This window comes from Streptomyces toyocaensis, assembly GCF_000725125.1.
Taxonomy (GTDB): domain Bacteria; phylum Actinomycetota; class Actinomycetes; order Streptomycetales; family Streptomycetaceae; genus Streptomyces; species Streptomyces toyocaensis.
Genome location: NZ_JFCB01000029.1, coordinates 57677 through 69046, shown reverse-complemented (window position 1 = coordinate 69046; position 11370 = coordinate 57677). Strand labels below are relative to the sequence as shown.

The following is an 11370-nucleotide window of genomic DNA, read 5'->3' as shown; positions in this document are numbered from 1 at the left end:
GGGGGCGAGGAACCCTCCCCCCCACTCCCTACTTCACCGACCCCGCCATGACCCCCTGCACGAAGTGCCGCTGGAACGCGAAGAACACCACGACCGGCACCACCAGCGACAGGAACGCCCCCGGCGCGAGCACGTCGATGTTGCTCCCGAACTGCCGGATCTGCGACTGCAGCTGCACCGTCAGCGGCTGCGAGGAGCTGTCCGCGAACAACAGCGCGACCAGCATGTCGTTCCACACCCACAGGAACTGGAAGATGGCGAGGCTGGCGATCGCCGGCCGGCCCACCGGCAGCACCAGCCGGGTGAAGATCCGCCACTCGCTCCCCCCGTCCATCCGGGCGGCCTCCAGCATCTCCTTCGGCATCTCGGCGAAGTAGTTCCGCAGCAGGAACACCGCGAACGGCAGCCCGTACGCCACGTGGAACAGCACGACGCCGGGAATGGTCCCGAACAGCCCCAGTTGACCGAAGAGCTTGGCGACGGGCAGGAGCCCGATCTGCACGGGCACCACCAGCAGCGCGACGACCAGCAGGAACACCGGTTCACGGCCGGGGAAGTCCAGCCAGGCGAAGGCGTACCCGGCGAGCGCCGCGACGACCACGACCAGTACGGTCGTCGGCACCGAGATCAGTACGGTGTTCCAGAACGCCTGGGTGATGCCCGAGTTCTCCAGCAGCGCCGAGTAGTTGTCGAAGGACAGCTGGCCCGGGCTGGTGAACACGGTCCACCACCCGCCCTCGGCCGTGTCCTCGGCGGACCGCAGCGACGACAGGAACAGGCCGGCCAGCGGGGTCATCCACACCAGGCCGATCACGACCAGGAACGCCTGCACGACCGTGTTGCCGAGGCCGCGCCGGATCGCGTTCATCGCTGACTCCTTCGAAAACGGCGGACGTTGAACACCATGGCGGGGATGACCAGGAGCAGGAGCAGCACACCGAGCGCACTGCCGAGGCCCTGGTTGTTGCCGCCGCCGAACGACACCAGCCACATCTGGGTCGCCAGCACGGTCGCGTCCTCCTGCACCGGTCCCGGCGCGATGATGTACACCAGGTCGAAGACCTTCATGACGTTGATGACCAGGGTCACGAAGACGACGGTGAGGACGGGCGCGAGCAGCGGAACGGTGATGCGGCGGAAGATCTGCCACTCGTTGGCACCGTCCATGCGCGCGGCCTCGAGGGCGTCCCGCGGCAGGGCCGCGAGCCCCGCGCCGATGAGCACCATCGCGAAACCGGTCCATATCCATAGGTACGCTCCGATGATCGCCGGCGTGACGAGCGCCGGGCCGAGCCAGGAGATGCCGTCGTAAGGTGCCGCGAAATTGGAGGAGGGCAGCTTGATCGCGTACGAGCCGCCGTCCAGTCCGGTGAGGCGGAAGGAACCGTCGGCCGCGGTGGTGGTGCCGGCGACCGTCTTCCCGTCGCGCACCGCTTCCACCGTCACCCCGGGCAGGCCGCTCTCCTCCCGGTCGACCACGCCCGGCTTCCCTCCCCCGCCGGGGATGAAGTCGAGGTACACCACACCGCGTACCTCGTCGGAGTTCGCCTTCCCCGCCGCCGCCGCGGCGGCGGGTCGGGCGTCGCCCGGCAGGTCCTTGGGTGCGACGCCGACCAGCCCGAGCGCGGCCGTGCCGCCGGGCGAGAGGTCCGCGCCGGTGACGTACGAGCCGTCCGCCTGCTTGGTCAGGCCCTCGCCGTCACGGGCGCGGGCGGTCGGGTAGGCGGAGGTGCCCTCGAAGGCGTCGTGGACGGAGACGACCGCGGCGTTCAGCACGCCCTTGTCGGGGTCCTCGTCGTAGGCGAGCCGGAAGATGATGCCGGCGGCGAGGAAGGACACCGCCATGGGCATGAACAGCAGCAGCTTGAAGGCGGTGGCCCAGCGGACCTTCTCGACCAGCACGGCCAGGATGAGACCGAGCCCGGTCAGCAGGGTCGGCGCCACGACGACCCAGATGGCCGTGTTCCGGACGGCCGTGAGGGTGGTCGGGTCCCGGAACATCTCGGCGTAGTTCTCCGCGCCGACGAACTCGTTCCCGGAGGCGTCGAACAGGCTGCGTCCGACGGAGAACAGCACCGGGTACACCACCAGCGCGCCCAGCAGGAGCAGCGCGGGGAACACGAACAGCAGGGCGATGACCCGCCCCCGACGGCGCAGGCGTCGGCCGCGCGCGCCGTCGGGGTGCACAGGTGCCGGAGGGCTCGCCTCTTTCACCAGGGTGGCGGTCATGGCCGTCAGTTCCCGTACGCCTTGGCCGCGGCCTTCTCGAGCTCGGCGGCGGTCTTCGCCGGGTCGGCCGGGTCACGCAGGAAGTCCTGGAGGATCTTCCACTCGCCGGCGCCCTTGGTGCCGCCGAAGGCCGCGGGGGCCTGGTCGGACATGTCGAAGCGGACCGAGTCGCCGGCGGCGACCAGGGACTTGGCGGTGGCACGGGTGACGTCGTCGCCGTAGGAGGAGAGGTCGAGCTTCTTGTTCGGGGAGAGGAAGCCGCCCGCCTCCGCCCACACGGCGGCGGCCTCGGGCGTGGCCAGGTACTCCAGCAGGGCCATGCCGGCCTTGCTGTTCTTGCCGTCCTTGAGGACGACGGCCGCGTCGCCGCCGCTGACCACGGGCGCCTTGCCGTCACCGACCGGCGGGAAGGGGAAGAAGTTCGCGTCGGTGCCGATGCTCTTGCCGAACTGGTCCTTGGCGACGCCGGCGACGAAGTCGCCCTCGTAGACCATGGCCGCCTCGGCCTTCGGGCCGAAGACCTTCTCCACCGAGCCGGGGAAGTCGGTGTTCAGGGCCCCCTTCTGGCCGCCCGCGATGAGCTGCTTGTCCTTGAAGAGCTTGCCGAGGGTGGTGAGCGCCTCGACCACCGTGGGATCGGTCCACTTGATCTCGTGCGCGGCGAGGGCGTCGTACTTCTCGGGCCCGGCCTGGGAGAGGTAGACGTTCTCGAACCAGTCGGTGAGGGTCCAGCCGTCCTGTCCGGCGACGGAGAAGGCGGCGAGTCCGGAGTCGGAGACCGTCCGCCCGTCCTTCAGCATGGCGTCGTACGTCTTCGGCGGGGTGACACCGGCCTGTTCGAGGGCCTCGGGGCTGTACCAGACGGTCGACTTGTGGGCGGCCTTGAAGTAGAGGCCGTACAGGGTGCCGTCGACGGTGCCGTAGTTCTGCCAGACCTCGGCGAAGTTGGCACCCACGGTGGAGCGGACCTTCTCGTCCAGCGGCTTGAGCCAGCCGTTCCCGGCGAACTGCTTGAGCACGCCGACCTGCGGGACCATGACGACGTCGGGGGCGTTGCCGCCCTCGATCTTGCTGCCGACGACGGTGGAGACGTTGTCGCCGGTGGAGACGAACTGGGTCTTGGCGCCGGTCTTCTCGGTGAAGGCGTCCAGCACCTTCTGGAAGTTCTTCTGCTCGCTGCCGGACCAGACGCCGGCAACGGTGACGGTCTGGCCGTCGAGCGACTTGTCGCCGCCGCCGGCCGAGACGGGTTCGCCGCCGCCACAGGCGGTCGCGCCGAGCGCGAGGACGAGTGCGGTGCATCCGGTGAGCAGGGTGGTACGTCGCATCATCATCGATGTCCCTTCGGGATACGGGAGTTGACCGGACTTTTCAGGAGCCGTCGATCCACCAGGCGGCGGTGGAGCCGGGAAGCACTCCGGGCGGGCAGGGACCGCTGGCGAGCAGCGGGGTGCCGGGGGCCGGAGCGGGTACGGGGGCGGTGCCGAAGTTGACGGCGCAGACGAGGTCGTCGCCGCGGGTGAAGGCGAGGACGCCGGGCTGGGTGTCCAGCCAGCGCAGCGTGCCCTCGCCCAGCTGGTGCAGCGCGGAGCGCAGTTGCAGTCCGTCGCGGTACAGGTGCCAGGAGGAGCGGGTGTCGGCGAGGGCGCGGTGGGTGGCGTACTCGGCGAAGTACTCCGGCTGCGGCAGCCACGGCTTGGCGCCCTCGGCGCCGGAGGTGAAGCCGAACGGGGAGGCCTGTCCCGACCAGGGCAGCGGCACCCGGCAGCCGTCCCTTATCCGGGCGCGGCTGCCGGTGCGGCGGAAGATCGGGTCGGTGAGCACGTCGTCGGGCAGGTCGACGACCTCGGGCAGGCCCAGTTCCTCGCCCTGGTAGATGTAGGCGGCTCCGGGCAGCGCCAGCATCAGCAGGGCCGCGGCGCGGGCCCGGGCCGCGCCGAGACCGCTGCCCTCGGGAGCGGGTTCGCCGTAGCGGGTGACGGTGCGGACCTGGTCGTGGTTGTTGAGCACCCAGGTGACCGTCGAGCCGGTGCCGGCTATGTCCTGCATGGCCTCGGAGATGACCTTGCGGAAGGCGTCGGCGTCCCAGTGGGCGCCGAGCAGGTCGAAGAAGAAGGCCTGGTGCAGCTCGTCCGGGCGGACGTACCGGGCGTGCTCGCGGGCGGTGGGCACGGAGACCTCGCCGACCAGGAGGCGTTCGCGGCCGTCCCGGGCGGTGTACTCCTCGCACACCGCGCGCCAGTGCCGCCACACGTCGTGGACCTCGGGCTGGTTCCAGGCGAGCGGGTTGACCGAGTCGCGGGTGCGGGCGTCGGCCTCCGGGTCCGGGGAGTCGGGCAGTTCGGGGTGCTTGAACAGGCCGGCGGCGACATCGATGCGGAAGCCGTCGACGCCCCGGTCCAGCCAGAAGCGGAGGGTGCGGTCGAAGTCGTCGGCGACCTCGGGCTCGCGCCAGTTCCAGTCCGGCTGTTCGGGCGTGAACATGTGCAGGTACCACTGGCCGGGGCGGCCGTCCGGCTCGGTGACGCGGGTCCAGGCGGGGCCGCCGAACATGGCGTGCCAGTTGTTGGGCGGCTCGCTGCCGTCGGGGCCGCGGCCGTCGGTGAAGTGGAAGCGGGCGCGTTCGGGGCTGCCGGGGCCGGCGGCGAGCGCCGCGCGGAACCAGGGGTGCTCGCTGGAGCAGTGGTTGGGGACGATGTCCAGCAGCACCTTGATGCCGAGCCGGCGGGCGGCCGCCACCAGCAGGTCGAATTCGGCGAGGTCGCCGAAGACCGGGTCGACGTCGCGGTAGTCGGCGACGTCGTAGCCGTGGTCGTGCTGCGGCGAGGGGTAGAAGGGGCTCAGCCAGATCCCGTCCACGCCGAGCTTCTTCAGGTAGGGCAGTCCCGCTCTGACTCCGGCGAGATCGCCGATGCCGTCACCGGTGCTGTCCAGGAAGCTGCGGACGTACACCTGGTAGATCACCGCGTCACGCCACCAGTGATGCCTGTTCACCCCATTGACCTGTCTGTGAGGAGCGCTAGTCGTTATGCATGCATGTTAGGTAGGGGTGTCGAGAGGGTGTCAATGAACTTACGCAAGCTACTGAGGGGTTGGTTTCGCTACATCGGGGCATACCCGGACAGGGCGGACGCATTTGAGACGTCCGCGTTACCTAACATGTAACTAGGGACCCCTAGCGGGAGGAGACGGCGGCGAGTTCGCCCGCCAGCCGGCGCACCGCGGCCTCGGGCGTCTGCCGCCCGGTCATCGCGTCGTGCACCACCGCCTGCACCACCAGGCTCACCTGGTCGTAGTGCGGGCTCTTGGGGCGCGGAGCGGCCAAGCGCACGCTCTCGCGCAGGGTCGGCAGGTACGGGAAGTCCCGGACCAGTTCCGGATCGTCGTACAGGTCGGCCCGTACCGGTGGCAGCGCGCCACGGGTGAGCACCTGGCGCTGGACGCGCTCGCTGGTGAGGTACGCGATCAGGCGCGCGGCGGAGTCGGGGTGCCGGGCATGGCTGCTGACGGCAAGGTTGGAGCCGCCGAGGACACTGGTGCCCGGGCCGTCCGGCCCCGGCAGCGGCACGGCGCCGACCTTTCCGGCGACCGCGGAGCCCGGGGCGGACGCCGCGACGTAGGCGTAGGGCCAGTTGCGCAGGAAGAGCAGCCGCCCGTTCTGGAAGGCCTGCTTGGACTCCTCCTCCTTGTACGTCAGCGCCCGGCGCGGGATCCAGCCCTCGCGGACGCCACGGGCCAGGAAGCCGATGCCCTCCCGGGCCGCCCGGGAGTTCACGGTGACGCGTTCGCCCTCGTCGCCGAGGATCGTGCCGCCCGCCGAGTAGACGGCCTCGGCCGCGTTCACGGTCAGGCCCTCGTAGGGCAGGAACTGGCCCGCGTAACCGTCGAGACCGTGCTCCGGGGCGAGGGTCCTCGCGGCCCGCTCCAGATCGGCCCAGGTGCGCGGCGGCGGGACGCCCGCCTCGGCAAGGACGTCCTTGCGGTACAGCAGCAGGCCGGCGTTGGTGACGTACGGGACGGCGAAGAGCCGGTCGTCGTAGGTCGCCGTGTGCACGACCGGGGGCAGGAAGGTGTCGAGCGGAAAGCGGTCGCGGGGCAGCGGGCGGATCCAGCCGGCGGCCGCGAACTCCGAGGTCCAGCTGACGTCGATGTTGAGGACGTCGAACCGGCCGCGCTCACCGCCGCGCAGATCGGTGATCATCTGTGCGCGCGTCTCGTCGGCGGAGTCGGGCAGCTCGACGAGGGTGACCTTCTCGCCGGGATGGCTGCGGTTCCAGCCGTCGAGCACGGAACCGAGATAGCCGGTGAGATCGCCGGCGGTGGCCAGGGTGAGGGGTCCACGCGCGCCCGCGCCGGCCTCGCCGGCCCGCGCTCCGGAGGCGACGTAGCCGGTCAGGACGACGACGAGGACAAGGAGGCCCCTACCCGCGGCACGCATCCACCGCATAGGTTCCTCCCTGTGCACCGGCACCCGGGCACCCTTGCCCGGGTCAGAGGCCATGTATACCCGTTAGGTATGGGCGATACTAGGTCCTGCGGCACATTACCCAGGATGCGAGGAGGAGAGCACGAGTGCGGCTGCCCCTCCTGGCCCTTCTCGCCCGCGGTCCCGCCCACGGCTATGAGCTGAAGCAGGACCTTGAGCAACTGCTGGGCTCCGCGTACCCTCAGCCGAACGTCGGCCAGATCTACGTCACCCTCGGCCGCCTCGAGAAGACCGGACTGATCGAGGGCGAGGACGTCGCGCAGTCGAGCCGGCCCAACAAGAAGGTCTACCACCTCACCGACGCCGGGCGGGAGGCGCTGCGCGCCTGGTACGAGGAGACGGCGGACGAGCCGCGGGTGCGGGACGAGTTCTTCATGAAACTGGCCCTGGCCCCGCAGACCGGTCTCGCCGACCAGATCGCCCTGATCAACACGCAGCGGCGCCAGTATCTGAACACCATGCGGCAGTTGTCGAAGCTGGCCGCCGCCGAGGACCGGGACAACCGCATCTCCCATCTGCTGATCGAGGGCGCGATGCTGCACCTGCAGGCCGACCTCGACTGGCTGGAACGGTGCCAGGAAGAGCTGGAGGAGCTGGAGTGAGGGACAGCACCACTCCCGTGCTGCGCGCCGAAGGCCTGGTCAAGACGCACCACGGCGAGGGCGCCCCGGCGCACGCGGTGCGCGGGGTCGACCTGCGCGTGACGCCGGGAGAGTTCGTGGCGATCACCGGTCCGTCAGGTGCGGGGAAGTCGACACTGCTCCATCTGCTCGGCGGGCTCCAGCGGCCCGACGCGGGCAGCATCTGGCTGGACGGCGAGTGCACCGACGGCTACAACGAGGCCCGCTGGGCCGTCGAGCGCCGCAGGCGCATCGGCATCGTCTTCCAGTTCTTCAACCTGGTCTCCGACCTGTCGGTCGCCGACAACGTGGAGCTGCCCGCCCTGCTCGCCGGGGTGTCGCCGAAGAAGGCCCGCGCCGCACGGGAGGAACTCCTCGCCGAGCTGGGTCTTGAGGGCAAGGAACGCAGCATGCCCGGCGAGCTGTCCGGCGGGGAGCAGCAGCGGGTCGCCCTCGCCCGGGCGCTGGTCAACCATCCTCCGCTGCTGCTGGCCGACGAGCCCGCGGGCAGCCTGGACAGCAAGGGCACCCGTGAGGTGATGCGGCTGCTGGCCCGCTTCCACCAGCGCGGGCAGACCATCCTGCTGGTCACGCACGACGCGCGCCTGGCGAGCGCCGCGGACCGGGTGATCAGTTTCTTCGACGGCCGGATAGCCGACGACGCCGAACTCGACGGCGGCGCGCCACCGCGGCGGACCGGGATATCGGGTGTGCTGGAGCTCAAGGACTGACATGCGCCTGAACGACCGACCCGCGAAGGGCTGAGGCCGGTGCGAGCGACTCTGCGCTGGGCGCACTCCGATCTGCGGACGCACCGCGGTGAGGCACTGTTCCTGGTCCTCGCCACCGCGGGCATCGTCGCGTCCCTGCTGCTGGCCACGGCCCTGTTCGGGTACGCCACCAACCCCTGGCAGCGCGTGTTCACCCAGGCGCACGGCGCGCACGTCACCCTGCACACCACCGCCTCCGCCGACGCCGGGGAGCTGGCCGGCCTGGACGGTGTGGACTCGGTGGCCGGCCCCTACCCCACGGCCTCGGTCACCCTCGCCTCGCAGGGCGGCCGTGCCTCGGTGGAGCTGCGCGGCACCTCCGGCCGGCCCGACGTGGGCCGCCCGCTGATCACGTCGGGGCACTGGCTGGACCCGGCCACCCCCCGCGGGGTGGTGCTGGAGAGCCGTCTCGCCCGTGTGCTGCTGACGGCCCCCGGCGACACGCTCACCGTGCCGGGCACCGCGCGCCGGCTGACCGTGGTGGGCGTCGCCGACAGCGCCGAGCCGCGCTACCGGCCGGGTGAACGGACGGGCCTGGTGTGGGCCCTGCCCTCGGCCGTGACGGACCCGGACGGCCAGGTGGTGGGGCTGCGGCTGACCGACCCGGGCGACACCGGGTACGCCGTGCAGCGCGCGGTGACGGAGCTGGGCGCCGGGGCGATCGGCGAGGTCGCCACCTGGCAGCAGGCGCGTGCCGAGGCCCAGGGCGACAACCGGCTGCTCGGTCAGGTGCTCGGCCTGTTCGGTCTGGGCGCGCTGGTCGCCGCCGGGTTCGCCGTGCACGGGGCGATCGCCACCCGGATCCGGGGGCACCTGCGGGACATCTCCGTCCTCAAGGCGATCGGCTTCACGCCCGGCCAGGTCGTCCGGGTCTTCCTGATCCAGCACCTGGTCTACGCCCTGTTCGGCGCCGTGGCCGCCGCCGCGCTCACCGGGACTCTGGGCAGCGCGGTGCCGGGGCGGCTCGGGGACGCCGTCGACGTGTGGCAGGACCTGCCCGGGCACACCGTGGCGCTGTTCGTGGTGCCGGTGGGTGCGGTGCTGTTCATCGGCGCGACCACCGGGCTGGCCGCCTGGCGGGCCGGACGGGTGCCGCCGGTCCCGGTGCCGCGCCCCGCGGCGCCTCCCGCCGGTGGGCTGACCGGTGTGGCCCGGCGGGCGCTGGGCGCGAAGGTGCCGCCGGCGCTGGTCCTCGGCTGGCACAAGGCGTTCACGCGCCGGCCGCGTTCCCTGGGCGCGGTGGCCAGGCTGGCGCTGCCCCTGCTGCTGATCGTGGTGGCGCTGAGTGCCTGGACCACCATCGACCGCTTCCACGGCAGCCCCGAGCGGATGGGCATGCCCACGGCGCTCGGTGTCCGAGCGGACACCTCGCTGGGCGACCGGGAGGCCCGCGCCCTGCTGGAGCGCGCCCCCGAGGTCGCCGCCGCCTACCCGGGCGTGGAGGTGGCCGCCCTGGTCCCGGGCCAGACCGCCACGATCGCCCTGCGCGGGCTCGGCACCGCCCGGGAGCCCTACCCGTTCACCCTGGCCGAGGGCCGCGCCGCGCGCGGTCCTGACGAGGCGGTGGCCGGGCAGGGGCTGCTCGACCTGCTGCACGTCCGGGTCGGCGACTGGGTGCGGATGACCGTCGGCGACCAGCCGCAGATCCTGCACATCGTCGGCCGCAGCATCGAACCGGAGAACGCCGGCCGGGTCATCTCCACCTCGCTGGACACCCTCCGCGCCAACGACCCTGGCCTGCGGCCGAGCATCTACCAGGTGCGGCTGGACCCCGGAGCCGACCCCGCCGAGGTCGCCGCCCGGCTGGACGCGGCGGGCCGCGGCCACCTGGACGTGCACACCGTGGCGAACCCGGCCGACGGGCTGTCGCCGCTGCGCGCGGTCGTCCTCGGGATGATCGCAGTCCTCGCCCTGATCGGGCTGATCGAACTGCTGACGGCGATCGGCGGCACGGTCCGTGAGGGCGAACGCGATCTGCTGGCGCTCAAAGCCATCGGTCTCTCCCCCCGGCAGATCACCGCGGTCACGGTCACGGCGACCGCCGGTACCGCGCTCGCGGCCGTGCTGCTCGCCACGGCTCTCGGACTGCCGCTGGCCCACTGGCTGATCGACGCCCAGGGGAGCACGAGCGGCATCGGCGCCGGCATCGCCCAGGGGCCCTCCCCCGCGCTCCTGCTGCTGCTCGGGACGGCCGCGGTGCTGGGCGCCGCCGCCCTCGCCGCCGTCCCGGCCGCACGCGCGGCCCGCCGTCGCCTCGCGGACACCTTGAGCGCGGTGGCCTGAGCCCTGTCGGCCCGGCCCGGTCAGCCGCCGTAGGGTCCGTGGCCCTGCGGGCCGTAGGGCGGCCGCGGTGCGTACGGGTTCCCGCCCGTGCCGGGTGCGTAGGGATGGCCGCCGGCCCCGGGGACGTACGGGGGCAGGGGGTGCGTGGGGCCGTACGGGTTCCCCTGCGGCGGTACGTGGGGCAGTCCGGACGGCGGCACCGGAGGCACGGGCGGGACGGGGCCGGGCACCGGCGGGAGGCTCGCCGGATGGGTGGCCAGCCGGATGCCGTAGCGGCGCCTGAGCCGTCCCGTCTCCAGCAGGGCGATCGCCGTGACGGTGACGGGCGCGCCCAGGATGAAGACGACGCCCATGGTGAGGCCGAGCCCGTGCAGGTCGCCGGTGACCAGGTCGGGGATCGCCATCAGCCAGCTCGTCACCGTGGCGAGCAGCGCCGGCAGACAGCGGTGCACGGCTGCCGTGCCGAAGAAGTTGCCGGAGACCCGCACGGCCCCGTAGGCGACGAAGATCAGCATCCACATCATCGTCGCACCCACCCCGAGGATCATCAGGACGCTGCCGGAGCTGTTCGTCGTCTGCGCCAGCAGCACCACCGCGACCACGCAGCCGATGAACAGCAGGAGCAGCTTGAGAGAGTCGAGCAGCGGCACCCGCAGCTGGCGCACGGTGCCGGTGCGCCGCCAGACGAAGAGCATCACGCCGACCGTCAGCGGGGTGACGAACAGCAGCACCGCCGAGGCGGTCAGCGCGTTCTCCAGCAGCTCCGTGATGTCGAAGCCGCCCTCGAGGACGGTGTAGACACCGACGGACGCGACCGCCCCGGCGATGACCCGGATGCGCTTGAGCCGTTCGACGGACGGGTCGAGCGACGGCGGGATCCACGCGGGGTGGAACACCGCGGACGCGACGTGATGGGGCTTCAGGAAGGTCCGCGCACTGAGCGTGCCGCCGGTCCAACGTCCGTACGTGCGTGCCACCTTGT

General features: G+C 71.9%; 9 protein-coding genes. 3 read left to right on the top strand and 6 right to left on the bottom strand.

Translation table 11 applies throughout. From position 1 onward, the window contains the following. Positions 1 to 28: 28 nt before the first annotated feature. The 5 genes from BU52_RS25925 to BU52_RS25905 form a co-directional block, all read right to left on the bottom strand. Positions 29 to 868 (bottom strand): carbohydrate ABC transporter permease, encoded by an 840-nt coding sequence (locus tag BU52_RS25925; RefSeq protein WP_037938637.1) that lies wholly within the window; start codon positions 866 to 868, stop codon positions 29 to 31. Next, positions 865 to 2229, bottom strand: coding sequence for an ABC transporter permease (locus BU52_RS25920; RefSeq protein WP_037938636.1), 1365 nt, complete (start codon positions 2227 to 2229; stop codon positions 865 to 867). Before BU52_RS25920 ends, BU52_RS25925 begins: the two co-directional genes overlap by 4 nt. A 5-nt stretch (positions 2230 to 2234) precedes the next feature. Continuing rightward, positions 2235 to 3563, bottom strand: a complete 1329-nt coding sequence (locus BU52_RS25915; protein WP_037938633.1) for an ABC transporter substrate-binding protein — start codon at positions 3561 to 3563, stop codon at positions 2235 to 2237. A gap of 37 nt (positions 3564 to 3600) precedes the next feature. Next, positions 3601 to 5223 (bottom strand): glycoside hydrolase family 13 protein, encoded by a 1623-nt coding sequence (locus tag BU52_RS25910; RefSeq protein WP_037938632.1) that lies wholly within the window; start codon positions 5221 to 5223, stop codon positions 3601 to 3603. Between the two features lie 181 nt (positions 5224 to 5404). Continuing rightward, positions 5405 to 6676 carry an ABC transporter substrate-binding protein gene (locus tag BU52_RS25905; RefSeq protein WP_037938630.1) on the bottom strand — a complete coding sequence of 424 codons (1272 nt, stop codon included), beginning with the start codon at positions 6674 to 6676 and terminating at the stop codon, positions 5405 to 5407. A gap of 125 nt (positions 6677 to 6801) precedes the next feature. Between BU52_RS25905 and BU52_RS25900 the strand changes: the two genes are divergently transcribed. From BU52_RS25900 to BU52_RS25890, 3 genes are read left to right on the top strand one after another with little or no spacing between them, the layout of a single operon-like run. Continuing rightward, positions 6802 to 7317 carry a PadR family transcriptional regulator gene (locus BU52_RS25900; RefSeq protein WP_037938629.1) on the top strand — a complete coding sequence of 172 codons (516 nt, stop codon included), beginning with the start codon at positions 6802 to 6804 and terminating at the stop codon, positions 7315 to 7317. After that, positions 7314 to 8066, top strand: a complete 753-nt coding sequence (locus tag BU52_RS25895; protein ID WP_037938627.1) for an ABC transporter ATP-binding protein — start codon at positions 7314 to 7316, stop codon at positions 8064 to 8066. Before BU52_RS25900 ends, BU52_RS25895 begins: the two co-directional genes overlap by 4 nt. 39 nt (positions 8067 to 8105) lie before the next feature. Beyond that, entirely contained in the window at positions 8106 to 10388 is a 2283-nt protein-coding gene (locus tag BU52_RS25890; RefSeq protein WP_037938625.1) for an ABC transporter permease, read from the top strand. 20 nt (positions 10389 to 10408) lie between these two features. Here the strand turns inward: BU52_RS25890 and BU52_RS25885 are convergent, their stop codons facing one another. Beyond that, positions 10409 to 11365, bottom strand: a complete 957-nt coding sequence (locus BU52_RS25885; protein ID WP_037938623.1) for a DUF3824 domain-containing protein — start codon at positions 11363 to 11365, stop codon at positions 10409 to 10411. Positions 11366 to 11370: the final 5 nt, after the last annotated feature.